Origin of the sequence: Mesorhizobium sp. C395A (assembly GCF_030323205.1) — a bacterium.
GTDB lineage: Bacteria > Pseudomonadota > Alphaproteobacteria > Rhizobiales > Rhizobiaceae > Mesorhizobium.
This window is the reverse complement of sequence record NZ_CP100473.1, coordinates 6,314,218-6,339,146: the sequence shown is the minus strand read 5'-3', so window position 1 is coordinate 6,339,146 and position 24,929 is coordinate 6,314,218. Positions and strand designations below refer to the sequence as shown.

The 24,929-nt window shown below is 61.3% G+C and carries 25 protein-coding genes; 6 read left to right on the top strand and 19 right to left on the bottom strand.

Going from position 1 to position 24,929, the window contains the following annotated elements; translation table 11 throughout:
• Window positions 1-141 precede the first annotated feature (141 nt).
• Window positions 142-741 carry an EF-hand domain-containing protein gene (locus NLY37_RS30565; RefSeq protein WP_031245863.1) on the top strand — a complete coding sequence of 200 codons (600 nt, stop codon included), beginning with the start codon at window positions 142-144 and terminating at the stop codon, window positions 739-741.
• A 211-nt stretch (window positions 742-952) separates the two neighbouring features.
• On the opposite strand, the gene NLY37_RS30560 is transcribed toward NLY37_RS30565, so the two are convergent.
• Window positions 953-1,117, bottom strand: a complete 165-nt coding sequence (locus NLY37_RS30560) for a hypothetical protein (RefSeq protein ID WP_023667766.1) — start codon at window positions 1,115-1,117, stop codon at window positions 953-955.
• Window positions 1,118-2,131: 1,014 nt separating this feature from the next.
• On the opposite strand from NLY37_RS30560, the gene NLY37_RS30555 reads away from it, so the two are divergent.
• Complete coding sequence (locus NLY37_RS30555) at window positions 2,132-2,791, top strand: L,D-transpeptidase (protein ID WP_023682764.1); 660 nt, start codon at window positions 2,132-2,134, stop codon at window positions 2,789-2,791.
• A gap of 10 nt (window positions 2,792-2,801) precedes the next feature.
• Window positions 2,802-3,314, top strand: a complete 513-nt coding sequence (locus NLY37_RS30550; protein WP_023667764.1) for an OmpA family protein — start codon at window positions 2,802-2,804, stop codon at window positions 3,312-3,314.
• A 306-nt stretch (window positions 3,315-3,620) separates the two neighbouring features.
• On the opposite strand, the gene NLY37_RS30545 is transcribed toward NLY37_RS30550, so the two are convergent.
• The 10 genes from NLY37_RS30545 to NLY37_RS30500 all read right to left on the bottom strand — a co-directional run bounded on the left by NLY37_RS30545 (window position 3,621) and on the right by NLY37_RS30500 (window position 11,419).
• The gene (locus NLY37_RS30545) at window positions 3,621-4,490 is read right to left on the bottom strand and encodes an SDR family oxidoreductase (RefSeq protein ID WP_023707232.1); all 870 of its coding nucleotides are present in this window, start codon (window positions 4,488-4,490) and stop codon (window positions 3,621-3,623) included.
• 1 nt (window position 4,491) lies between these two features.
• Window positions 4,492-4,656 (bottom strand): hypothetical protein, encoded by a 165-nt coding sequence (locus NLY37_RS30540; protein WP_023710084.1) that lies wholly within the window; start codon window positions 4,654-4,656, stop codon window positions 4,492-4,494.
• 23 nt (window positions 4,657-4,679) lie between these two features.
• Window positions 4,680-6,446 (bottom strand): thiamine pyrophosphate-dependent enzyme, encoded by a 1,767-nt coding sequence (locus NLY37_RS30535; protein WP_023740525.1) that lies wholly within the window; start codon window positions 6,444-6,446, stop codon window positions 4,680-4,682.
• 9 nt (window positions 6,447-6,455) lie between these two features.
• The gene (locus tag NLY37_RS30530; RefSeq protein WP_023738314.1) at window positions 6,456-6,599 is read right to left on the bottom strand and encodes a hypothetical protein; all 144 of its coding nucleotides are present in this window, start codon (window positions 6,597-6,599) and stop codon (window positions 6,456-6,458) included.
• A gap of 130 nt (window positions 6,600-6,729) precedes the next feature.
• A complete protein-coding gene (locus NLY37_RS30525) occupies window positions 6,730-6,918 on the bottom strand; it encodes a hypothetical protein (protein WP_023740524.1) in 189 nt (62 codons plus the stop codon).
• Between the two features lie 172 nt (window positions 6,919-7,090).
• Complete coding sequence (locus NLY37_RS30520) at window positions 7,091-7,336, bottom strand: hypothetical protein (RefSeq protein WP_023699894.1); 246 nt, start codon at window positions 7,334-7,336, stop codon at window positions 7,091-7,093.
• 13 nt (window positions 7,337-7,349) lie between these two features.
• Window positions 7,350-7,565, bottom strand: a complete 216-nt coding sequence (locus NLY37_RS30515) for a hypothetical protein (RefSeq protein WP_023732308.1) — start codon at window positions 7,563-7,565, stop codon at window positions 7,350-7,352.
• 187 nt (window positions 7,566-7,752) lie between these two features.
• On the bottom strand, window positions 7,753-8,880 hold the full coding sequence (locus tag NLY37_RS30510; RefSeq protein ID WP_023740523.1) for an NAD(P)/FAD-dependent oxidoreductase: 1,128 nt from the start codon (window positions 8,878-8,880) through the stop codon (window positions 7,753-7,755).
• A 60-nt stretch (window positions 8,881-8,940) separates the two neighbouring features.
• Window positions 8,941-10,482: an amino acid ABC transporter permease/ATP-binding protein gene (locus NLY37_RS30505; protein ID WP_023732309.1), complete on the bottom strand. Its 1,542-nt coding sequence runs from the start codon at window positions 10,480-10,482 to the stop codon at window positions 8,941-8,943.
• A 94-nt stretch (window positions 10,483-10,576) separates the two neighbouring features.
• Window positions 10,577-11,419 carry an ABC transporter substrate-binding protein gene (locus NLY37_RS30500; RefSeq protein WP_023740522.1) on the bottom strand — a complete coding sequence of 281 codons (843 nt, stop codon included), beginning with the start codon at window positions 11,417-11,419 and terminating at the stop codon, window positions 10,577-10,579.
• Between the two features lie 213 nt (window positions 11,420-11,632).
• Here NLY37_RS30500 and NLY37_RS30495 point away from each other — a divergent pair, with 213 nt between their 5' ends.
• Entirely contained in the window at window positions 11,633-12,727 is a 1,095-nt protein-coding gene (locus NLY37_RS30495) for a LacI family DNA-binding transcriptional regulator (protein WP_023732311.1), read from the top strand.
• A 177-nt stretch (window positions 12,728-12,904) separates the two neighbouring features.
• On the opposite strand, the gene NLY37_RS30490 is transcribed toward NLY37_RS30495, so the two are convergent.
• The 8 genes from NLY37_RS30490 to NLY37_RS30455 all read right to left on the bottom strand — a co-directional run bounded on the left by NLY37_RS30490 (window position 12,905) and on the right by NLY37_RS30455 (window position 21,446).
• Window positions 12,905-14,323: an NAD(P)/FAD-dependent oxidoreductase gene (locus NLY37_RS30490; protein ID WP_023740521.1), complete on the bottom strand. Its 1,419-nt coding sequence runs from the start codon at window positions 14,321-14,323 to the stop codon at window positions 12,905-12,907.
• Window positions 14,320-15,183, bottom strand: a complete 864-nt coding sequence (locus NLY37_RS30485; protein ID WP_023740520.1) for a PfkB family carbohydrate kinase — start codon at window positions 15,181-15,183, stop codon at window positions 14,320-14,322. The genes NLY37_RS30490 and NLY37_RS30485 overlap by 4 nt, the downstream gene beginning before the upstream one ends.
• Complete coding sequence (locus NLY37_RS30480) at window positions 15,180-16,034, bottom strand: sugar phosphate isomerase/epimerase family protein (RefSeq protein WP_023740519.1); 855 nt, start codon at window positions 16,032-16,034, stop codon at window positions 15,180-15,182. The genes NLY37_RS30485 and NLY37_RS30480 overlap by 4 nt, the downstream gene beginning before the upstream one ends.
• A gap of 21 nt (window positions 16,035-16,055) precedes the next feature.
• Window positions 16,056-16,916 carry a carbohydrate ABC transporter permease gene (locus NLY37_RS30475; RefSeq protein ID WP_023740518.1) on the bottom strand — a complete coding sequence of 287 codons (861 nt, stop codon included), beginning with the start codon at window positions 16,914-16,916 and terminating at the stop codon, window positions 16,056-16,058.
• The gene (locus tag NLY37_RS30470; RefSeq protein ID WP_023740517.1) at window positions 16,913-17,872 is read right to left on the bottom strand and encodes a carbohydrate ABC transporter permease; all 960 of its coding nucleotides are present in this window, start codon (window positions 17,870-17,872) and stop codon (window positions 16,913-16,915) included. The genes NLY37_RS30475 and NLY37_RS30470 overlap by 4 nt, the downstream gene beginning before the upstream one ends.
• A gap of 13 nt (window positions 17,873-17,885) precedes the next feature.
• Window positions 17,886-19,208, bottom strand: a complete 1,323-nt coding sequence (locus NLY37_RS30465) for an ABC transporter substrate-binding protein (protein WP_023740516.1) — start codon at window positions 19,206-19,208, stop codon at window positions 17,886-17,888.
• Between the two features lie 28 nt (window positions 19,209-19,236).
• Window positions 19,237-20,250 carry an SIS domain-containing protein gene (locus tag NLY37_RS30460; protein WP_023740515.1) on the bottom strand — a complete coding sequence of 338 codons (1,014 nt, stop codon included), beginning with the start codon at window positions 20,248-20,250 and terminating at the stop codon, window positions 19,237-19,239.
• A gap of 173 nt (window positions 20,251-20,423) precedes the next feature.
• Window positions 20,424-21,446 (bottom strand): LacI family DNA-binding transcriptional regulator, encoded by a 1,023-nt coding sequence (locus tag NLY37_RS30455; RefSeq protein ID WP_023740514.1) that lies wholly within the window; start codon window positions 21,444-21,446, stop codon window positions 20,424-20,426.
• Between the two features lie 1,013 nt (window positions 21,447-22,459).
• On the opposite strand from NLY37_RS30455, the gene NLY37_RS30450 reads away from it, so the two are divergent.
• Entirely contained in the window at window positions 22,460-23,539 is a 1,080-nt protein-coding gene (locus NLY37_RS30450; protein WP_023667744.1) for a LacI family DNA-binding transcriptional regulator, read from the top strand.
• A 365-nt stretch (window positions 23,540-23,904) separates the two neighbouring features.
• The gene (locus NLY37_RS30445) at window positions 23,905-24,897 is read left to right on the top strand and encodes a substrate-binding domain-containing protein (protein ID WP_023740513.1); all 993 of its coding nucleotides are present in this window, start codon (window positions 23,905-23,907) and stop codon (window positions 24,895-24,897) included.
• The last annotated feature ends 32 nt before the right edge of the window (window positions 24,898-24,929 follow it).

Sequence of the window (24,929 nt, the reverse complement as noted above, 5' to 3'; positions counted from 1 at the left end):
AATTATTCCCTGACGAAGACCCTGATCTACCTCAGACGGGGGGCATGCCCTGTAACTTCGCCGTGACCTGATCCCCTTCGGGGAACAATCAGATCGAGCTCCAGTTTGGCCTTCCAAGCGAAAGCACTGATGGAGCATGCCATGAGATTTCCACACAGCACGACGGCCGCGGCCGCCGTCTTCATTGCCCTGACCTCCCCCGCACTCGCCCAGACAAGCGGAACACCATCACCCTCGACACCTGCACCCGCTCCGGCAACCGAACCGCCGGCCGCCGGACAGTTGCCGGATGCGACCGGACAAGCGGATGGACCAACACGCGAAATGATCCGCCAGATGGTTGAGCAAGCAGTCCGGGAGAGAATGCAGCAGGATCGCGGTTCCGAAGAAGGTTTCCGCGGGGAAGATAGTCGCAACTATCAAGGCGGTCGCAACGAGGATGCTGACCGCCACGATGAAGATGGCGGCCGTTGGCAGAACCACGGTGGCCGCGATCGTGGACACAGAATGACTGGACGCTGGCATCATCAGATGATGCGCGGTGCCGGCATGCGACTGATGTTCGGGCTGTTGGACACCGATGGCGACGGATCGGTGTCCGAGGACGAGGTTCAACGCGCGGTGGGCAGGATGTTCAGTAGCATTGACGAGAATGGTGACGGCAAGATCGATGTGAACGAGATCCAGTCCTTCATGCATGGCTCCAGCATGCATGGCACTGATAGCGAGGACACGCCGTAGCTGTCTTCAAAGTGAATGCCCTCCCTCGGACAAAGCGGGCGAGCGCCTGGCGGTCGAATTCGAAGCGGTGTCTCTTGGCTGTTAGGCGCGGCGGCCCTAACAGCACCCTCCAGCCTTGCGCTATTCCCGCAGTCCCGCGAAACGCCGGCCGTGACAAAAAAACGGCTGCGCAGTGCTGATCAAGGAACGATCGAAGCCGACCAACGCAGGGTCACTCGGGCGCCCGGTCCTCCAGCAGAACGAAGGATGCGGCGATCAAGTCGTCGCCATTGATACGTCCTTGGCTGTCCTCCAACATAGTTGCAACCTTGTGGAAGGCCATCATTTCACCCGCGTCAATCTGCGCTTCACGCATCTTGGCTGTGAGATCAGCCACGCGATTTCCTAACGAATGTGATTTTGCAGTCTCGCAATTCGACATGATTAGTCATCCTTTGCCTTGGGGTTTCACGCTGCCGAACGCAATGCTTCAGCGGATGTTCCCAATTTGGCCATCAGTCTTATGGGATAGGACTTGCGTCTGATTGCGGTTGGAAGAAGCCCGAACGGCGGAACACGCAGCCGGACGCGGAATTGGAAACCGACCGTTGATCGAAGTCCCTTGTCGCCGGTTGAGATCCCGCCATCTTCACTGTCGAGAGGGTGGCGGGATCGCCTTCCGAGGAGCGAGCACATATGAGGTAATAGATATTTGGCAGATGTACTCACGGCATCCTGCTCGCTTCTTTTGTCTGCGCATATTCATTCTTTTCGGGAAACCCCATCTCTCCAACAACACGCAACAACCGCATTGCTACCCACGATTGATGCGATGACAACTGCATCAACAAAGCAAAGCCTCTTCGCCTAAGGTGCGATTGCCGCGCGCTTTTCGACTGGAAGGTCGTCCAAACGCGCCCGGTGGTCAGCCATGGCGTTCAGCAGGAGCTAGGTAGACTCATCGCGAAAATCCCGCAGCGAGGCATGTCGCAAGTCCTCCTCGCCGCGTGCGGAGACCGAGCGCGGAATCCGCCTGGTTCGTTGTAACAGGCATGCCAAGATGAGTTTCGGCGCCTGGACGCGGAAAAACCCGCCAGCGTGAGCCAGCGGGCCTTGTGATGGGATGGCCCGCGCGTGCGGTCAAGGCTGCGCGGGCCGACCATGATGAATGAGGGGACATCTTGGTCACCGGCACGACCGATGAAGAACGAGCCGGGTGTGACAAAACACCCTTGGAGCGAGGATGTTCCCGTCCGCACAAAAAAGCCCGCCGGCGTGAGCCGGCGGGCAGCCGCTATTTTGCCGTCAAGCGGACAGACCGCTTGCGGCCCACCCACTGCAGCATTTTCCACTTTGAGCCGAAATCATTCTCAACTATGGTTCGCCAGGCTTAAGGCATGGGGGATTGCCGATGGTTTTATCACGCAGGGGTGTCGTGCTCGGCGGTCTGGCGCTGGTCGCGGTCGGTGGAACCAGCAATATTGTTCAAGCCGCGGGGGCAAAATCCTTTTTCGCCGGTACCGCCAGCGATAACGATTTCGTCTATCGCAAGACCAACTTCGCCAAGATCGACAAGAGATGGCATCGCCAGATCGTCAAGTATTTCAGCAGCGAGCCGGTCGGCACCGTCGTGGTCGATACCCGCCACCACTTCCTCTACCTCATCATGGAAAACAAGACTGCCATCCGCTACGGCGTCGGCGTCGGCAAGGAAGGCTTCAAATGGTACGGCCGCGCGACGATCGATCGCCGCGCGCTGTGGCCGCAATGGGTCCCGCCCCCCGAAATGCGTGAGCGCAAACCGGACTTACCGCCCATGATCGCAGGCGGCGCGTCCAACAATCCGCTCGGGCCGCGCGCGCTCTATCTGTACCGCGACGGCGCCGACATCGGCTACCGCCTGCATGGCACGCTGGAGCCATGGAGCATCGGCACCGACGCTTCCAGCGGCTGCATCCGCATGTTCCCCGAAGACATCATCGACCTCTACCAGCGGTGCCCGATCGGCACCGCGGTGGAGGTCCTGCCGCACATCGCCGACCAGGCGCCCGCTTCCACCACTGTCGAATGATTGGCGCATCATGAACCGCATGATTGAAAACACGCGCCGGCTGCTCGCCGCCGGCCTGCTGGTTGTGGCCACATCCTGCTCGACCAGCAACACGCTGGCCCCGTCGACGCCCGACGTCACCAACGCCGAGATTGCCGGCTTCCAGAACGTGCAGCCGGGCAGCGAGGAGGATTTTATCCTCAATGTCGGCCGCCGCACCTACTTCACGAAAGGTTCGGCCGCGCTCGATTCTGTCGCCAAGGCCACCCTCGACACCCAGATCGCCTGGTTGACAAAGCATCCGCGCTGGCTGCTCAAGCTGCAGGGTTTCGCCGACGATCCCGGCGCAAGCGAAACGGCGCTGTCACAGCAGCGCGCCGATGCGGTGATGGACTACCTCGCCGCCGGCGGCATAGACCGGAACCGCATGTGGGCCAAGGGCTACGGCAAGGACAGGCTGGTCCGCGACTGCCCCGACTCCGCCTGCAGATCGCAGAACCGCCGCGTTGTGTCTAATTTGCGCGATGAGAGGGACGAGTCGTAGAGGCTGCTGTTTTGCTGGTCGCCAAATCAGTCTCACAACGCGACGGCGGCATGGCTGCAATGCGCCTATCGGGGACATTCACCCAGCGTTTGCCCCTCCCCGAAAGCTGACGCTCCGGTTGAACCCGGAGTGAAGTCAGCTTCCCGTCTACCAACCTCCGGTTCAGGGTCTGGTGGGAGGCTTCGGCATCCGCCTCGACCAGTTTGCGGACGTGGCGGTTGTCCGCGATCCTGATCGCGCATGAGCCTCGCCACATGTCGGTGTGCTACCGGGAGTGGGCGCCGTGGAGCTGGCAGGTACGCTCGCTCAAAGCATCGGCCGTCCACCGGTGACCTCGTAGAGTGCGCCGGTGGTGTAGCTCGATCCTTCCGAGGCAAGCAGCACATAGGTCGCTGCAAGCTCTGCCGGTTGCCCGGGACGCTTGAGCGGTGTGTTCTTCCCGAACTCCTTGACCTTCTCAGAGGGCATTGTCGACGGGATCAGCGGCGTCCAAATCGGCCCGGGAGCGACCGCGTTTACCCGAATGCCGCGTTCAGCTACCAGTCCTGCAAGTCCGGCGGTGAAGTTGGCGATCGCTCCTTTGGTAGTGGCGTAGGCAAGCAGTGCCGGCGAGGGACTGGTCGCGTTGATTGAGGATGTGTTGATGATGGTCGAGCCGGGTTCCATGTGCTTCACTGCTTCCTGGGACAGATAGAACATCGCATAGACATTGGTGCGAAAGGTGAGATCCCATTCCTCCGCGCTGATGTCCTCCAGCTTCTCGAACGACGCCTGGTGGGCTGCATTGTTGACGAGGATGTCCAGGCGCCCGCATTCATCGATAGCTCGCTGCACAAGCGACCGCGCGAAGATTTCGTCCGAGATGTCGCCGCGTGCGAGCACCGCCTTGCGCCCCGCTTCCTCGACCAAGCGCGCCGTCTCCTGCGCATCTTCGTCCTCTTCAAGATAGGAGATGATGACGTCGGCGCCTTCGCGTGCAAATGCGATAGCCACCGCCCGGCCGATGCCCGAGTCCGCGCCGGTGATCAGCGCGACGCGGTCCGTCAGCTTACCGCTGCCGCGATAGCTCTCCTCCCCGTGGTCGGGCCGTGGATCCATCTCGTCGGTATAGCCGGGCATGTCCTGCTGCTGTTCGGGAAGCGGCGGCTGAGGATATTTCTGCTGGGCATCCTGCATGTCAGGTCCTTTTTTGGTTGGAGTTGCGGTTGTGTCGATCCGGTTCCGTGATCGGTCCCTTGGCGGCTTTCGAGCCACCGCCCCATTCCTCGGCCTTGCACGCTTGGTCGCCGCCCATGAGGTCCGGCGAACCGCGATTTGCGGTGCCGCTGTCGGTCTTGTTCAACTCGTGCTCCTTCTTGCGTGTGGTCAGTCTTTCTCGCCGGCGGTAATCATCGACCTAAGCGGCTCTTGCGCCACATTCGCCTCGATTTCCGCGCGTCCGGGGGTATCCGGTAGCGCCTTGCGGAAATTTCTCGCATAATCCGGTGGCATCTTCGGTGGCATCATCGGTTCGTACGGGTCGACCACGGCCTCGATGACCACCGGACCCTCAGCAGCCAGGGCAGCGTCGAGAACACCTTCCACCTCCTCGGCGCGAGAGACGCTGTAGCCGATGCCGCCCATGGCTTCGGCGGCCATGGCGAAGTCGATGGGCTGGAGTTCGCAGGCGAATTGCGGGTTACCGAGGAACATCATCTGCTCCCAGGCGATCTGATTGAGCATGCCGTTCTTGAGCACGAGCACCTTGAGTGGGACCCGGTACCGAACTGCCGTCGAGAACTCGCCGAGTTGCATCGCGAGACCGCCGTCGCCGACGACCGCGAAGACCGGCCGGCCGGGAAAGGCCAGGCCCGCGGCGATCGCATAGGGCAGTCCGCATGCCATCGAGGCCAGCGCGCCCGAGACGCCGAAGGCCTGCCCGTCACGCAGCTCGATATGGCGGGCCGCCATCTCGGTGTTCTGGCCGGAATCGGCAACCAGGATCGCCTCATCGGGCAATCGTTTCCCAAATGCGCGTGTGACCACCTGGGGCTTGAGCGAAGTGGCGGCCTTTTGCTCCGACTGCGCCATCATCTCGCGCCAGCGTCGCATGCCCGCCTGCGCCTTCTCGAGGAAGCTGCGATCATCCTTGCGCTTCAGGCGCTTGTTCAGCAATCGCAGCGTCACGGCGGCATCGCCGGCAAGGCCGGCCTCAACGGGATAGCGCAGGCCGATGCGCTGCGGGTCGCGCTCGATCTGCACCCCGCGCGCCTGTCCCGGCTTCGGGTAGTATTCGATGTAGGGAAAGGTCGAGCCGACGACGAGCAGCGCGTCACATTCCTCCATGATTTCCTGCGACGGCAGCGTGCCGAGAATTCCGATGCCGCCAGTCGTCAGCGGGTGATCGTCGGGCAAGGCAGCCTTACCGAGCAAGGCCTTTGCGACGGGGGCACCAAGCAGCTCCGCCGTCTCTTCCAACTCGTGCCTGGCACCAAGCGCGCCCCGACCGGCGAGGATCGCGACCTTCGTCGCGCCGTTCAGGATCTCGGCGGCTTTCGCAAGTTGTTCTTCGTCGGGAAGCCTGCTTCCTTCGAACCAACGATCCGGCGTATGCGACGGTTTGTTGCGCTTCGAGCGCTTGGCCTGGTCGAGCGTGTGCTCCTGCACATCGCTAGCGATCGACAGATGCGCAACGCCGCGACGTGCCAGCGCCGACCTGCAGGCGAGACCGGCCAGGCTTTCCATATGCGCCGCGTCGGAGACCTGCGCGTTGAAGACGGCGACATCGCTGAAGACGCGCGTCAAGTCGACATCCTGCTGGGTGAAGGTCTCGATGAGGTCGTGGAACTGCATGCCGGTAATGGCGAGCACCGGCGCTTGGTCGAGCTTGGCATCGTAGAGTCCCGTCAGGAGGTGTGTGCCGCCAGGGCCGGAAGTTGCGAGGCAGACACCGAGCTTGCCTGTCCATTTTGAGTAGGCGCACGCCATGAACGCCGCGGATTCCTCGTGCCGCACCTGAATGAAGCGGATACGGTCCTGCCGCCTGCGCAGCGCCTCCATGATGCCGTTGATGCCGTCGCCCGGCAGGCCAAAGATGATATCGACGTTCCAGTCGATCAGCGTCTCGATGAGGATGTCCGCGGCGGTCGGCATGTCTCGGTCCTACCGCGATGCGGATCCCGCCGCCTGGCTGCTCTTGTTCGCGGTCTTGTCAGTCTTACGCTGGTCCTTGTCGCCGCCGCGATTGCCGCCATGCAAGTCGTCGGAAGATTGAGCGGTCTTGCCGTCTTCCAAATTAGTGGCCATGCGCAAAGCTCCCTTCATCCGGCCTGCCTAACCAGAAAGTCGGTGAGATGTTCCGTGCCCGAAGGCAAGGCCGCATTCAGGTGCCGAAGGCAAAGGTCTCAGTACCACCCGATGAGGCGCTGTTCGGCAGTCAGCGGCTGAACAGGCGAGGTGCGATCGAACAGACGAAGGCATCGAACTGCTGCGAGGCCGAGGAGTGCATGTAGTGGCCGAGGCTGTCTGATCGCCAAAAGCTCTCGCGGCAGAGCTGGCCGATGTTCAGGTCGCGTCTTCGCAGGTCCCTATAGCCAGAGCGCAACGCCGCCCGGACCGTCCCCATAGGCGAACTCCTCGCACCCCTCGTCGACGATTTCTCGCGCGGGATTCCGCCTCAGTGGCGAAAGGACTCGTTCGTCGCGCACACCGCGGCGGGCGATGTGCGCCTCGACCATGCGGTGCCTGGCGTGCCGGTAGTCTGGCATGGCTCCTCGATAGCCTTAAAGACGACAGGCTTAGTCGTCCTGCCTGCGCTTGTGGTGCTCGCTCTCCTGGTTTTCGCCGCGGATCATCTGGCGATCGTCCTTGTCGGTCAACTCCACGCCCTCGTCGCGCAGATTGGCGCCGCCTTGCCGCGCCTCGCGCTCCTGCTTGGTTCTCTTCAGCTCATCCTCGGCATTGAAATCGTCGCCGGCATTGCTGGTGTTCTCGCGCTTTTCGATGATGCGCAGCTGCTGCTCGTGGGTCTTCCGGCCGGCCATGGCAAGGTGCCTCCTACTTGTTCGTGCGTCCGGTCTGGTCAGGGTTGATGCCGCCCTGAGGCGTCACATCGTTCTGGACATCGCCTTCGAACGTATTGTCCCCATCGAGAGCATCGTTCTCGTCGAGCATATCGCCGCCCTTGACCGCGCCCTTCGAGGTGCCGATTCCCGGGTTGTCTCGCAGATCCTTGTCCGTGGGCTGTTTAGTCTTGGGGTGTTGGTTGGTCATGGAATTTCTCAGCGCTGGTTGAGCTTGGACGAACGACGGTCCTGGCGCTGTCCAACTTCAACGTGGAGAAAATGTTCCGGAACATATTCGCTTGTCAGGTGCGCGTAAGCGGCCAGGCGGCCGCCGTCTCGGCTAGCGAAACTCCAAGCATGCCACATTACATCCCATTCCGAGGCGAATTGGCAGGCTAAAGTGAAAATCGAGACGGTCGAAAGCTTGCAAGGAGTGGGTGCTCTGTTCCGGTGGCGATCTCGGTTGCAAGCAGTTCGCCGGCAATCAAGCCAAGTGTTGCGCCGCTGTGGCTGAAGGCGACGTAATACCCCTCGATCTCCCGCAACTGGCCGAAGACCGGCTCGCCGTCTCCGGGGATCGGCTTGGGCCCGACACCGTAGCTCTCCAATTCCAATTTCGGATGACCGTCGAGAACATTCGACGCTTCGTCGAGAAGCCCCTGGATGGTCGATGCTTTTACGCGATAAGTCCCGTCCGGATTGACTACCACCTCTTTTTCCGACCAGGCAGAATCGAGCGCCAGGGCGCCATCAGGCGTCGGCCGGATGGCGACGCGCGGCGTGTTGAGCACGGCGCGTAGAGGCAAGTCGACTGGCTTGGTCCTGACCAGCAGCGCGATTGGTGTCCCATCGGCAATACGCTGACCGGCCACGGCAACCATTCGCGGCACATCCGCACCGGTCGCCAGAAGCACCGCGTTGGCGGCGAAGCTGATCCCGCTGGTGGTGGTGACGCCGGTGGCGCGGCCGTTGGCGACGGTGACGGTAGCGCTTCCGGCCTCGGTGACCACCTGGCCGCCCCGCTCCACGAATTCCGCGATCAATATTTCGATCAGCGACGGCAGGTCGACCCAGCCCTCACCCGCGTTGAAGATCGCGCCTTGAGGCGTGACAGCGCTTGCGCAGACACCCGGCGTGACCAACCTTATGGCGTCCGCGGACAGATGCTGCGCATCATAGCCGAGACGTTTTTCGTGAGCGAAGACATCGGCGATCTCGTTTGAGGCATCGTCCGCATCCCACGTCAGGCCACCGTCGAAACGCAGCCAGGCGGCATCCGGGCATCGCGCCGACAAACTGCGGTAGCGGTCGATACCGATCATGCGCAGGCGATGATATTCAGCCGAGCGCCTGCGCGCCGAATTGATCCAGGCGAGCGAGCGGCCGGAAGCTCCCTTGGCGAGCGGTCCATCATTGACCAGCACGGTCTCGATGCCGAGCCTTGCAAGATGAACAGCCGAGGAGACGCCAAAAATGCCGCCGCCGACAACAACGACCTTGGAAACCTGATGTGATGCAGCCATGAGATATCTTTCACTGGTGGAGGTTGGTTTGGGCGGCCGTCTTGAAGGGCTCATGCGTGATCAAAGCACTTCGGCAAGGAAGTGCTTCAGACGCGGGCTTTTCGGCGTGTCGAAAATCGCGGCAGGCGTGCCGGCCTCGATGATGCGGCCTTCATCCATGAAGACGACCTGATCGGCGACCTTGCGGGCGAAGCCCATTTCATGCGTCACCACGACCATTGTCATGCCGCGCTGGCCGAGATCCGCCATGAGGTTGAGCACACCCTTCACCAGTTCTGGATCGAGTGCGCTCGTTACCTCATCGAACAAGATGACCTCCGGGTCCATCGCCAATGCACGAGCGATTGCCACACGCTGCTGCTGGCCACCGGAAAGGCTCCCTGGACGATGGTGTTTGCGGGTCGCAAGCCCGACGTCGGCAAGGCGCGCCTCGGCGATGCGCTCAGCTTCCTGTACAGGGAGCCCCTTTACCTTGGTCAGCGACAGCATGACGTTTTCGAGCGCGGTGTGGTCGGGAAACAGATTGAACTGCTGGAAAACCATGCCGACACGCCGGCGCAGTTTTTCAGGCTTCATCGCCAGGATGCTCGCACCATCGAGCAACACCTCACCGCCCTTGGGCTCGACCAGGCGGTTGAGGCAGCGCAGCAGGGTCGACTTGCCCGAACCTGATGGGCCGATCACGCATGTGACCGTGCCAGGCTTGACCGCCAGGCTGACGCCTTTGAGAACATCGAGGTCGCCATAGGCCATGTCGAGATCGGTGATGGCGAGACTGCCGCCCTTGAAGCGGGGCAGCGCTGAGCGGGCATCAGAGCCGGCCTCCGAAGGTGCACTGCCGGTGGCGCCCTCCAGTTCGCTCACTTCGGCCAGGCCGCTGACGACGAGGCCGGCCTTTTGCTTTCCGACCCGCAGCGAGTTGTCGATATAGTTGACCACATGGGTCAACGGCACGGTGATGATGAGATAGAACACGCCGGCCAGAAGCAATGGCGAGAGGTTTCCGGTGACCACTGCCTGGTCCTGACCGACACGGAAGATCTCGCGCTCCGAGGCGAGCAGACCGAGGAAGTAGACAAGGCTTGAATCCTTGACGTTGCCGATGAACTGGTTGACGAGGGCCGGCAAGACGCGGCGGATGCCTTGCGGTATCACGATCAGGCGCATCCCTTGGCCGTAGCTCATGCTGAGCGCCCTGCAGGCCTCCATCTGCCCGCGCTCGACGCTCTGGATGCCCGAGCGGAATATTTCGCCGATATAGGCGCCGGCGATCAGGCTCAGCGCAAGAATGCCGAGCGGAAAGGGCGAAGGGCCGAAGATTTCACGGCCGATGCGGGCAAAGCCCTGGCCTATCAGCAGGATGGTGACGATCGCCGGCAGCCCACGGAATATATCCGTGTAGACCCGCGCCGGAATGCGCAGCCAGCGCGATTGCGAGATGCCCATGACCGCCAGGATCATGCCGAGGATGACACCCAGTACTGTCGACGCGGCGGCGAGGATCAAGGTGTTCTTCAATCCGATGGTGATCATGCTGGGCAGCACGTCCGCCATTGCGTGCCAGTCGAGGAAACTGCGCCGCAGGTTTTCGAGCCAGTTCATTCGCCCCCCTTTTGGTTGCGCTATTTACATCGTCCGCATCAAGGACGGAGGCGTAATCCGGCCGCCGGCATGAAAGCCAGCGGCCGGGTACGGTCTACTTCTTGGGAAGATACTGGTCGGGCATCGGCGAGCCGGGGAACCACTTTTCATAAAGCGTCTTCCAGGTGCCGTCCTGCATGGCCGCGTGAAGGGCGGTGTTCAGCGCATTGCGGAGCTTGTCGTTGCCCTTGCGCAGGACAAAGCCGGCCGGCGCGTCAAAGGAAGGAATATTGACCGCGATCTTCAGGTTCGGGTAGCGAAGGCCATAGTCCTTGGCGGCCTCGTAATCGAGGAAGTGGGCATCCACGGTTCCGTTGTTAAGCGCCGAAACGGCGGAGTTGTTGTCGGGGAATTTGACGAGATCGGTTCCGACAAAATTCTTCGCCGCGTAGATTTCCTGGAGCGTGCCCTGTACGACGCCGAGACGTTTGCCCTTGAGCCCGTCCGCCGCCGTGATCGCCTTGTCGGCGGTAAGCACGGAGAGATAGCCTGCGATATACCCGTCGGAAAAGTCGACGGTCTTCTTGCGTGCTTCCGTCGTGCCGATTGCCGCGACCGCGACATCGAAGCGCTCGTTTGCAACCGAAGGCATCAGCGCCGAGAATTCCTGGCCGGTGAAGATCACCTGGTCGGGCTTGAAGCCAAGGTGGCTCGCGACGTTGCGGAACAATTCGATGTCGAAGCCGGTGAACGACCCATCGGCCTGGGTGAAAGCGTAGGGTTTGGCATCGCCCATGGTTCCGACGCTAATGACCTTCGCATCAATAAGGCCATAGGGATTGTCATCCGCGGCGGCCGCTCCTGAAACCAGCCCGGCGCCGAGGCACATCGCCATAAGAGCCATTGCGCCGGTTCTGACCGGGCACATCAACGACTTGAGAATTTCTTTGCTGCTCATGTCTTTCTCCACTCTGAAGGTCTGTTCTTCTTGGTATTTCCGTCGAGCCGCCATCTGGCGCCCCGACATGCCCTTGCCGAAATCACGGTCCGTCACGCCTCTCGGCTCCACTCCTTCTAAAGAGACCGGTCTCATATTGCATGAGACCGGTCTCTTTGTTAATCGTTATCGCCACGTTGACCTCCCGTCAACAACTCTTGTAGTCGTCATCCGATGAAAAGAACCGCCCCCAAGACCCCGTCGATAACGGTCAGCGACGTCGCCCGTGCGGCCAATGTTTCGAAAGCGACAGCCGCGCGCGTGCTCGGCGGATACGGCGTCGTCAGCGACATGATCCGCGCGGAAGTCATGGCCGCGGCCAAGGCCTTGGACTATCGTGCGAACGAGCTCGCCCGCAGCATGACGACCGGCCGCTCCGGCATCATCGGCGTGGTTGTCGGCGACATCGAGAACCCGTTCTTCAGCCTCGCGGTACGCGGCATCAGCGACGCGGCAAAGGCAGCCGGGTTCAACGTCATCCTGGCCAATTCCGGCGAGAAGATCGAGGCGGAAAAGGCGGCCGTGAAACTGCTCATCGGCAAGCGCGTCGACGGGCTGATCGTCACGCCGTCGGAATCGCGCGACATCGCGCACCTGCGCGATATCCACCGCTCGGGCCGACCGCTTGCCCTGCTGGATAGGGCGCTGGCAGATCTGGATGTCGATACGGTCACGACCGACGATCGCGGCATCGCCATGCTGGCGACCCGCTTTCTAGCCGATGCCGGCCACCGCAACATCGCCTATGTGACCGCGGTCGACGCCGAAGGGCACGAGTACCGCGATCTCGGGCAGATCTACACCTCGTCGGTCCGTGAGCGCATCGACGGTTTCCTCACCGTGTGCCGAGAGGCCGGACTTGATCGGCCAGAACGCTTTGTTCGCCTTGGCGCGACAAGCCCCACCGAAACGCGCAGGGTTGCCGGCGAGATGCTGTCGGCGCCGGATCGGCCGACGGCGATCCTCGCCTCCGACAGCGTCATTGCGCTGGAGATCTTCAAGGTGACCCGCGAGCGCGGCCTGCGGGTTCCCGAAGACATTTCGCTCATCACTTTCCATGATGCGGACTGGACGAGCGTCACCACGCCGCCCATCACCGTTATCGACCAGCCCGTCTACGCGCTTGGCAAGAGCGTCGCGGAATTGCTCATCCGGCGATTGAAGGGAGATTCCCGCCCGGCGGAAAAGCTCGTTTTGCCGACCGCCATCATTGCACGCGGATCCGTTGGCCCGCCCTCGAATGGAAAGCCGCAAGTGCGCCAAGCATAGGTGTGATGGCGATACGGCCAACATGAATACGTTAGAACAAGGTCGACGCACTCCGCTTTAAGAATGTACGTCGATCAACCCAGCAAGCACCCTGATCGCAATGCCGCGTCCACCGTCATCGGGACGGCACGTGCCGGCTCATGGTTTGAAGAGCGTGACGATGAGCCAGATGCCCGGCTACTTCTTGCGCCTGCCTGGCTTCAGTGCCGCCAAAAGATTGGTGATCCTGCCCGCCTTGCGGTTGCGGATCTCGGCCTCGTTCTTGCGGCGCACCGCGGCGCGGGCAAGTCTGGCGCCGAGATATCGCAACGGCTCGGGCGGCAGCGACATGCGCCGCTCGATGCCGACCAGACCGCTTTCGCTCCAGCGATCCTTTCGCTCGAGCACCAGGCTCGCCAGAATGCGTCCGGCTATCGGCGTCTGCGCGATGCCGGTGCCGTTAAATCCCATGCCGTAGAAGATATTGGGATGATCGCGCAGGTGGTCGAAGACAGGAACGTGTTCAGGCACGCAGTCGATCGGCCCCGACCAGTCATATTCGATCGCCACACCGCGCAGCGAGGGGTAGACCCGATGCAGCTCTCGCATATTGTCGCGGCCGTGCTCCGGGCTGCGGTTGAAGCTGGCGCCCAAATTTCCACTGAAGGCGACGTTGCCGCTGCCACGACCGAAGACCACCCTGCCCCCGATGGTGCGCTGGTAGTAGAGCACGTGGGCCTGGGAATCGCATATCGAGGCACCGTCGCGCCAGCCGATGCTGTCGAGCAGTTCGGGGACGGCGGCAGTGGCAATCACCTCGCTGCCGACGACATAAAGATGCCGTCGCAGTTCCGGCAGCGCCGAAAGCCAGCCGTTGGCGGCAAGCACGATTTTGTCAGCCCGTACCGCGCCATGCGCCGTGCGCACCGTGCATGTCATGCCCGGTTCGATGGCGAGGACCGGGCTGCGCTCGTGGATGATGACGCCGCGTGTCAGTGCCAGCTTGCGCAATCCGATGGCAAGTTTGGCGGGATGGACCGTGCCGGCAGTGGTCTCGACGACGCCGACATAGGAGGCCGATGAACCGGTGCGGCGTTGAATGTCCTCGGCCGTCAGCGGCCTGAAACGGTTTTCTCCAACAGCTGCCGTCAAGGCCACGGCGGTCTCCCAGGCGCCTTCCTGCGCAATGGAGCTTGCGGTCCACAGCCATCCATCCAGCCTCAAGTCCATGTCTATGGTGCCGTTTTGCTGCAGCGCCTTCAGCTCCGCGATCGATGCCACCGTGTCGGCGCACAACAGGCGCGCTTCCTCGAGACCGACGACCGCACTGATCTGGTCGATTTCGGCGAACCATGAATGGACCTGACCGCCGTTGCGCCCCGAGGCCCCCGATCCGCACAGATCGGCTTCAAGGATGACCACCCGCGTTTGCGGCGCCAGTTCAAGGATCCGCAGCGCCGTCCACAGACCGGTATAGCCGCCACCGACGATCACCACGTCGGCGCGCTCGTCGCCTCGCAATGGCTCGGTCGCAGGGGCGGCGGCAATGTCCTGCAGCCAAAACGACCGGTCAGATGCAAGCGCGACCGCAGGCTGCCGCAAACGAATTGTACTCACGCTTGGGCTCCCTGCGCATCGACAATGAAGCTGGCATATTTGGCTGGCAGCCAATCGGGTATCGGACGCGGTCTCTGGGGAAACCCGCCAAGATGGGTGCAGGTCTGCGCCGCCGCGATCGACGCCCTGTGCAATGCCTCCAGGGCGCCGAGGCCGCCGAAATGGAAGCCGGCGAGGAAAGTGGCAATGAAACTGTCGCCGGCGCCACACGTATCCACGACATCGACAAGCGTCGCCGGCGCATGCACGACATTCGTGCCATCGTCGAAGTAGGAGCCGCGTCGACCACAGGTCAAAACTACCTGCCTTGCGCCGGCCGCCCTGAGCGCGCCCAGCGATGGCTCGATGGGAACATCGACATCGTCCGGTCCGGACGCAAACACAAGCGGGACACCGTCGAGCGGCAGCGCCATATGGGCGGTCGATAGATCAATGCTGAACGGCACATGGTCCGCCACCAATCGTTGAACAAGGTGCTTGTTGGCGTTGGTGCCGAGATGCACCCAGTCGGCCGCGGCGATGACCGCATAATGCGCGGGCGCCGGCATGTAGTTTTCGCCCACACCGAAGGATTCGTGCAGGAACTTCCGGTCGCCGGATTCATCGCGCAGCAAGGTGACGGCCGTATCGCCGGGACGCCGTTCGACGTCGTCCGGAGATAGGCCGGCACCTTGCAGTTCGGCAAGCACCACGTCGCCTTCGGGATCGTTCCCGACGGCGCCGAAATAGCGCGCGGACCAGCCGTTGCGCCGCCATTGCGCCGCGACATTCAAGGCATTGCCGCCCACCGTCATCAAGTTGTTGGTCAAATAGGCATCAAGGCAATTGTCCCCGACCGCGATAAGCTTCTTCGACCTCATGCCGGCACCGTTGCGCGATCGATATACGGCGCGATGGCGCCAAGGCAGCGTGTCCAGGCTTTTACCGGATCGAGCGCGTAGGAGCCGTTGCCGAACGGCTCGAAGGTGAACTTACCGGCATAGCCGAGGCGCGCGAGTTCGCTGACATAGTGGTCGAGCGGCAGCGTGCCCTCCCCCCACACCAGATGCCCGCCTGGCGTGCCGTCGACCAGATGAACATGCGCCAGCCGCGAGCCGAACAGGTCGACATAGCCGGCCACGGTGTCGCCGGCCGTGGCCATGGCGACAGTGTCGAGCACGACATCGACGTTGCCGGCGCCCACCTCATCCAGCATTTGGCGCAGGCCTGCCGCATTATTGACGAGGTTGCTCTCGAACCGCTGCAACGGCTCGAGCAGGCAGCGCACCCCGTTTGCGGCGGCGCGCCGGGCGATCTCGCCGATCGAACCGACCGCGCGGTCCCATGCCGGTTGCCGGGGTTCGCTCTCGTAGCCCCGGCCGGGCGTCAGGAAGAGATAGCGGGCGCCAAGCGCCGCGCAGATGTCGGCTGCACGCCAAAACCGCTCGATGCTGTCCTGGCGCAGTGCGGCGTCGCCGGAGGCGATGTTGATTGGATACAACACCTGCTCAGGCGTAAAGCACCAGGCCGACAGCTCGTTGTCGGCGAGTACCCGGCGAACGGATTCGACACGTGCGTCCGTGGCGTGGAACAGGTCCAGATGCTGGGCAATCCCCCACAGCTCGATCTCGAGCAGGCCAAAGCCTCGGATCGTCCTGGCGACCTCATCGAAGGGGAAGTGCTGGAAGCTGAAATTGGCTCCGATCAGCTGATGAGCAGCGAGCTGCGGCATGAAGGCTCCTTTCGGGAATTGTTATTTGCCGATGCCTTCGGCCAAGCCACGGATGAAGTAGCGTTGTGCGGCAAAGAACACGATCACGATAGGCAGCGCCGAGATCGTCATGGCCGCGAACACCACGGCATAGTTGGTCCCGTGGTTTGCCATGATCGACGTCAGTCCGACCGGCAGCGTCTGCACATCCGAGCCGCTCGTGAAGATCATGGCGAAGAGATATTCGTTCCAGGCGAACAGGACGTGCAGGATGACGCAGGAAATGATGATCGGCCGGCACAGCGGCAACGTGATGCGCCAGAAGATCTGACCCTCGCTGGCGCCATCCATCGTCGCCGCCTCGTCGATGTCTTCAGGCAGATCCAGCATGTAGGCGCGGATGAGGAAGGTGGTGAACGGCACACGGAACGCCGTGTAGAGAATGATCAGCGCCCAGTAGGTGTTGTAGAGACCGAGCGCCTGCAACATCTTCACCAGTGGAATGATCGCCACGGTGGGGCTCAGCATCAAGCCGCCCAGAACGATGGCAATAACCAGCGGCTTTGCCGACATCTTGGTGCGGGTCAGGCCGAAGGCCGTCCAGGCGCTGATCAGGACGGTGCATATGGCCGAAGCGACGGTCACCAGCACCGAGACTGTCACGTAGCCACGCACGCCCTGGTTCCATGCCTGCATGTAATTGTTCCACGACCAATGGGTGGGCAGGGCGAAGGGATCGCCGAAGATCTGCGCATTGTCCTTGAAGCCGCTCAGCGCCATCCAGATCAGCGGATAGATGACGACGACACCAAGGCAGACCAGGAACGAATAGAGCAATGTCCTGGCGATGACCGACCACACATTCACGTTCCGGCTGCGACCGGCTGCGACCATCGCACTCATAGCTGCACCCGGCGGCGCTTGGTGTACCAGAGCTGTGCCGCTCCTGTGAGCATGGTCAACATGAAGATGACGGCGGCGATCGCCGCGCCATAGCCGAAATTGTCCTCGATGAAGGCCTTCTGGTAGAGCCACGTGCCCAGCACCTGGCTGCTGTTGTTGGGCCCGCCTGCGGTCATCACCATAACCTCGTTGAACACCTGGAACGCGCCCGTGATGGTGATGATGATCATCAACCCCGTCATTTCCCGGGTGAGCGGAAAGGTGATGCTCCACAGGCGGCGAAGCGGACCCGCGCCGTCGATCGTTGCGGCATCGTAGAGGTCGCGCGGGACCTTCTGGATGGCAATGGCGAACAGCAGCGTCGAATAGCCAAAACCCTGCCATTGGCTCATGGCGATGATGGCATAGATGGCGGTGTGCTCATTGCCGAGCCAAGGCATGACGAGCTGGCTCAGTCCAACACGGCTGAGCGCGGCATCCAGCAAGCCGATCTGCGGCTGGTAGATGAAATAAAACAGCAGGCCGGTCACCGTGATCGAGATTGCCGACGGCACGAAATAGACGGCGCGCCACAGCCGGCGCCAGCTTTCGCTTTTCAGGTCCTCGATAATGGCCGCCAGCAGGAACGCGCCGAAGACCTGGAAGATGACGGAGATGAGAGCGTAGAGGCAGTTGTTCCACAGCGCCAGCAGCACGACCGGGTCATGCAGCAGCCGGTCGTAGTTGGCGAGGCCGACATTGGTGACCTCGCCGGTGTAGATGTCCTGGTCGGTGGTGCTGACGATGAAATTGTCGACGATCGGATAATAGACGAACCAGCCGATGAGAATGAGCGCGATCGCCGCCCATCGCAATGACAACAGGTTGGCGAAGCGCGCCCGCCGGCTCTTTGGCCGTTGCGGCCTGGCGACGCCGATGTCGGCGCCGCTGTCCACTGTGTCCGAGGCCCTTGCCATGCTCGCCTCTGCTTTATTTGGCCGCGGATGCGGCTTTGCGCACCTCGTCCATCACTTGCTCGGGCGTCATCGAGCCGCCCGCCAGCGCCTGCAGGCTGGACAGCCAGACGGCGGCGACGCGCGGTGGGTTGGCCGTATCCAGCCAGGGCATGAGGTATGAGGCGGCGTTGATATCCTTGAGGCCATCGACCACAGCCGCGCTCATGTTCGATTCCGAGGCGCCGCCGATGGTGGCGCTCGGCTGGCCATAGGGTGGCGCAGACAAGACCTGCGCATTTTCCTTCGAGGTCACGAACTTCATGAAATCGATCGCCAGCGGGATGTTCTTCGATGCCGCATTGATCATGTAGCCCTCCGGCGCGCCCTCGATCGACCTGGCGTCACCCTTGGCGCCGGCGGGCACCGGCAGCCGGAAGAATCCGAAATCGGCGGGCTTTAACGCCGACTCCGGCGTGGCGGCCTGATCGAACTCGATGATCTCCTGGTAGTACATGGCCGACTGCGCGTTGGTGAAGGCCTGGAGAGCCGAGGCATAGGATGTGCCGTTAACGCCGGCGCCATCGGTGCAGCGCTCGACAAGCTGGCTGAACTGCTTGAGTGCTGCGATATAGCCTGGGTCGGTGTATTGGGCGGTGGCCGGATCGAAGTCGCGTTCCAGCGCTGCCTGCGGCACGTTGTAGGCGAGCAGCTGGCCTGCAAAGTGGATTGCCGGCCAGGCCTCCTTGTTGCCGAAGGAGATCGGTGTCACGCCGGATTTGCGGATGGCGTCGCAGCTGGTCAGCAATTCCTCGAAAGTGGCGGGTGCCTTGAGGCCGAGCTTGGCGAAGATCTGCTTGTTGTAACCCATGAACTTGGCATCCTGGTAAAGCGGAATGCCATAGAACTTGCCGTTGTATTCGAACGCCTTGACGGCGGCCGGAGACAGCGACTTGCCCCACTCGGTATCGGGACCAATGACGGGCGTGAGATCAACGGCGCGATTGCCGCGCACGAAATTGCCACCCCAGCTGCCTGTCCAGGAGAAATAGATATCGGGCAGCGAGTTGGAAGCGACCAGCGTCTTGGTCTTGCCCTTCACGCTGTCGTCGCTCTCCTGGATAAGTTCGACCTTCACATCCGGATGGAGCTTCTCATAGGCCTGTGCCAGGCTGACGAAATAGGGCGACAGCTGTTGCAGCCCGAACTTGGTCAGGACCGAAAGCGTGCCGGTGTATTCCACCTTGGCGTTTGGGTCGGCCGTGACAGCCGGCGAAGCGGCGGAACTGCCGCTTATCGACAACCCCAATGATGATACCGCGGCCACCGTGACCGCCACGACTTGCAGCGAACGTTTCATGGATAGCTCCTTCAGAGGTAAGAGGGGATCAATATTCCACGCGTTTGTAGTAGCGACGGGTGGTCAGCGGGTGGTTGCGCAGCACCTCGAGATGGGCGCTCAGCCGCTCGAGCAAGGTGGCGAGCAGAACCGGCGAGATCATGCCGCGGACCTTTGCGGAGGTGCCCGGCAACTTGACCGAGGCCGCGTCCAGCGTGCGAACGCGGTCCGTGTAGCGCTTGGCGAAGTTCTCGACCCGGTCGGCCAGGGGCCGAAGGGCATCTTCGCCCTTGAACACGAAAACGCTGACGCCCGGCTCGACCAACTCGAGCGTACCGTGGAAGAAGTCGGCGGCGTGCACCGGGCGGGTGCGAATCCACTGCATCTCTTCGAGGATGCACATGCCGTAATAGTGTGCCTCCGGCCACACCGAGCCGGCGCCGGTGAAGATGTGATAGGTATCGTCCTTGATTGTCTGGGCCAGTTCGGCCGCCCTGTCCTCAAAGGCAGCCTTGGCGTCGGCAAGCAGATCCGGCAGCAGTTTGAGTTCGGCGACAGTGCCATCAAAATCATCATATTCGCCGCGCTCTTCCAGCAGGGCCAGGACGATCAGCAGCGTCTGCAGGTAGAAGGATTCCGACGAGGTGTCGTCTTCGGCGAAGTTCGTGAAATTGTGGTCAGCCTCCCGTGCGATTGGCGTATCCGAATGGCCGGTGAGCGAGATCGTGCGCACGCCGCGTTTTTTCAGGAAGGCCATGAGCGCGACGCCTTCCTTGGTCGTGCCCGACAAGGACGGGATGATCACCACGGCCTTGCTGTCGAGACCGGCGGGCGGATCGATCACGACCTGCGCCGGATAGGCACCGCTCACCGGGAAGGTGGAGCAGCGCTGCGCCAACTCGATCGCGGGCAAGGTTAGAAGCTGCACGCCGCCGGTGCCCATGAAAAACAGCCGCTCGACGCCATCTGCCAGCAGTGTGCGCATCAGTGAGCGAACCTCACCTGCGACGGCGACGGCCCCGCTTTGGATCTTCACGAAGCGGTCCCTATCGAAGTTCAGCATGACGTTTTCCTTGTATTTCGCATGTTACAGGCCTCTAGCCCGCCTTAGGCGTCGGTGGGCCGTCTAGCTCGTTTTCCCAATGTGAGATCGATCTCACAAGCAATAATGGGCACGCAATTTCGCCAATGGCAAGTCCTTTAGACGAAATTCTCCGAAATCGAGGGGTTTGCTCTTTAGCGCACAGCGCGCCGGGCAACCGATCCGCGTACGATCAAGCGGGTCTGAAATCGGGTACGGCGCGGTGCAACCTTTTTGCCGGCAAGCCGCTCCAGCAGGTATCTGGCGGCGAGCGGTCCGATCTCGGAGATGGGTTGCGCCACGACCGTTATCTGCGGATCGGTGAACGTGGCGAGGTTGAAGTCATCGAAGCCAACCACCGACACATCATGCGGAATCGAGAGCCCCATTGAACGCAGGCCAAGAAGCGCGCCTTGCGTCATGAGGCTGTCCACCGTGAACAGTGCGGTCGGGCGATTGCGCCGGCTGAACAGGCGGATCGTGGCTTCGATGGCGTGCTCGACGGTCGAGCGCGATACGCCGATGAGCGCTTCATCGATTGCGATCCCATGCGAGTGGAGCGAGTTTTGGTAGCCAGCCAAGCGTTCCTGTGCCGTAAAGATGCGTGACTCGTCGCGCAAAAGACCGATCCGGTGGTGACCGTTGCCAATCAGATAGTCCACTGCCTCGCGTGCCCCGCCCTCGTTGTCGACGACGACGCTGTCGCATTGCAGGTCCTTAACCACGCGGTCGATGAGCACGATCGGTGCGCCTTCGCGGGCCAGTTGCACAATATGCTGGCTGTCGGTTGCAGACGTTGGGGCAAGGATGAAGCCGCGAATGCTGAGCGAGCGAAGGCTCTCAAGCAGTTCTTTCTCCTGTTCTACATTCTCCTCGCTGCTGGCAATCAGAAGATTGTGGCGGTGCTTGCGCAGTTCCACCTCTATGTCGTGCGCGATTCGGGCGAAGAACGGATTCTGGATATCGCCGGGCACGAAGCCTATGATCGGCAATTGTCCGCTGCGCAGCGCCTGCGCGACGAGGTTGGCCCGATAGCCCAGCCTTTCGGCTGCCTCAACCACGCGGAGCGCCGTCTCGTCGCCAACGTAACCATAGCTGTTGAGCGCCCGCGCGGCCGTGGCGCGCGACACCTTAGCCGCTGCGGCAACGTCCTTTAGTGTGATTCCTTTCTGGGTCACAGGTAACCGTCTTTCTTGGATCTGAACATTGCCTCAGATCATCCTCGGCTCGTCTTGCCGGCATCGTTGTGGGGCATATCGGACGATTCTCAAACTGCGAACATAGCTTTCGCAACTCCTTGCCACCTAATCGAGACACGCGCGCTGTTTGGCTATCTGGAAATTTGATCCACGAATGCACCTACATGTTGTGCAGTCAGTTCATTGCCTTGCACTGCCAGCATACGGCAATGAGTTCACGCCATGGTCCAGGCGGCCTCCCTGGCATCGATCATAACACCGATGGAGACGACTAGCCTTGCCGCCAAACTCGTCCAGCGATTGGAGGCGAGCTTTCAAAAAGGTCGAGCCAGACGCTCAAGGCCCGCTGCACGGAGAGCCACAGGCCGGGGGACTCTGAGCAAATCGGGAATCTGAGTCGCTTGCTCTGAACCGTCGGCATCATGCTGCTAACCGGTTTTGATCCTCCGGGGCTCCGCATTGGCAATAGCGACGAAAATGCTGTCGAGCAGACCCTTGTCGCGGAAGGAACTTGCCAAGCAAGGGCACCTCGGCCAAGTACGCAAACAACGCCCGGAGACGAAGGCGCATCCGGCAGCACCCTTTTGGGGCCAGATAGAGACTCAGAAACCCAAAACTTTCATCTTCCCGCTATTGAAACGGAGGACTCGATCGTGACGCGTGCGCCCGACCATCGCCAACCGTGGGCTCCAAACTGATCGAAACTTCTCGTCGACCTTTGCAAGGTGATTGATCATCGGGGAGACCAAAGCCGAAACACTGGGGTTGGTGTCTCCAGTGACGCTGAACGAAGCTTCACGGAAAATCCCAAATCTGCCGATTTCCCTGGCGCTGTCATTGCAACGATCGAGACAATCAGGGAGACCGGACCGGAGGCACGAGAGGCCACGTCCTTCCGTGGGGTCGCTCCTCCAAACCGTTTGACGCAATTTAGAGATGTTGCCTTGACCCCGCACTAGCGTCTACTGCATCTGCTAGTAGGAGCGTCACGAATGGCGAGAAAGTCTGTCCGACGCAAGTCAACGATTTATGACATCGCGGTGGCGGCAAAGTTGTCCCCGACAGCGGTTAGTCTCGTCCTCAATGGCTCGTGGCAACAGCACCGGATCAAGGCGGAAACCGCAGCGACCATCCTCGATTGGGCTGAGCGGCTTGGCTATGCTGTCAACCTCAAGGCACGAGGATTGCGGCTTTCCCGATCCGGGCTCGCTGGAATGATCTTGCCACATTACCGCAATCGCTTCTTCGCCGGATTGGCCGAAGCCTTTGAAGCGGAATCCCGCGTCCACCGCTTGTGCCCGATCGTCGTCAGCACCCATCGCAATCCTGATAACGAGTTGAGTGTGACGGAAACCCTGCTGGCTCAGCAGGTGGAATTTCTCTTCCTTGCGGGCGTTCGTGACCCCGATCCGCTGAATGATCTGTGCCGGGCAGCGGGCGTCCGGTGCATCAACATCGATCTGCCAGGCCGCCGGGCTCCCTCAGTTGTTTCTGACAACTACGGGGGCGCCAAGGCGCTCACAGAGATCATTGTTCAGAAATTGAAAGAACGAGGGGGCTCCACCGAAGATCTCTTCTTCTTTGGCGGGGTCAGCGATGATGACGCAACACGTAGCCGTTTGCTGGGTTTTCACGATGCGCTGGCAGCGCATGGGATTGTTACGGGCCCGGGCACGATTGACTGCTGCGGATACGCACCGACCAACGCTGCTCGGTCTCTCGCTGCACGATACGCTCAGCTTGGGCATCTGCCCTCAGGTATGTTCGTCAACGGCGTGACCGCTCTTGAAGGAACATTGCGGTTCACTTCGACGCTAGCCTCAAGTGAGCTTGGACGGGTTGTTGTCGGAAGCTTCGACTGGGATCCATTCGCGGCGCATTTGCCCTTCGATGTGACCATGGTCCGACAGAATGTCGAGGTGATGATTGCTGAAGGATTTTCGCTTCTGGAGAATTATTCGATAGACCACTTTCCGCTGGTGACCGTACCGACCAGCTTTGGGCGAACCGGAGAGCATGACGGCGCCCAAGAAGATTGGGATTCGGCATCCAAATCGAGCATCGACCACTAGCAATTCTTTGTCACGAGACATCGTTGCAGAAGTTCAACTCCGTTCATCAGCACCTCGGATCTGGGTAGCACCGCCTCCACCCAAGGCTCGCGGGGGATCGCATGTCGTTTCTACGGGTGCAGCCTGAGTGCGAAAGGGCGGATCGTTTACATCAATCGAGAAATGTTTTTAGACGCTGGTGGCGTGACCGCCTTGCTAAATCTATTTAGCACCTTGACCGGCCGGCATTCAAAGTCTTTTATGGCGCGTTCTGGGAGGAATGCGGCGCCGAGTGCGTCAATGCCGTCGGGCACAAAGGGGTGCGCCAAACAAAGCCGACATGGGCAATAGGCAACCCAAAAACTCGTCAATCAGGGAGGAATTAAATGTTAGCAAAAACTATACTCGCGGCAGCGTTCGGCGCAGCCCTTTCGGTCGCCGCAATGGATGCTGCGCTGGCGAAGGACGTCAAGGTTGGAGTCGTCGTGAAGATCGGCGGCATTCCCTGGTTCAATGCCATGGAAACGGGAATAAAGGAAAAGTCGAAAGAGCTTGGCGACGACGGCTTCATGGTCGGGCCGACCAGCGCCGACCCGGCACTTCAGGTCCGCGCGATCGAAGACCTGATAGCTCAGGGCGTCAGCGTAATTGGCGTCGTGCCGAATGATGCAAACGTTCTCGAGCCGGTTCTAAAAAAGGCGCGCGACACGGGCATCAAGGTCATAACCCATGAATCGCCAAACCAGGTGAACGCTGATTGGGACTTCGAAATGGTCTCGGCCGTTGGTTTCGGTGAGGCCCATGCCAAGCTATTTGCCGAGAAAATGGGCGGCAAAGGCAAGTACGTGGTGTACGTAGGTTCTCTTACTGTGCCCGCACACAATGCCTGGGCCGATGCTGCAATCGCCTACCTGAAGAAGAACTTTCCCGACATGCAGATGGTTGGCGACAGATATGGCGTCGCCGAGAGCGCCGATGACAGCCGAAAGACGGCTCTGGATGTGCTTGCCGCCAATCCTGACCTCGGCGGCTTCCTGACGTTCGGCAGTCAGGGACCGATCGGCGCCGGACGCGCGATCGAGGAGCAGAAGCTTGGTGACAAGGTGGTTCTTGTCGGTTCATTCTCGCCTAGCCAAGGCAGCGCAATGCTCAAATCCGGCATTATTGACGGCGGCTATATGTGGAATCCTCTGGAAGCGGGCAAAGTATTCGTAACGATGGCTGATTTTCTGGCGGGCGGCGGTGAAATCACCGACGGCATGACGATCGAAGGTCTGGGTGTCGTTCACCCTGACTTCAAAACCGGCACCATCATCGTGGACGCTGTGCAGCCTATCACGGTCGAAACGGTCGATGGTCTTGCAGCCCTAGGGCTTTAGATGGCGGACCATGGCTGGCGTGCCGGGGTGGC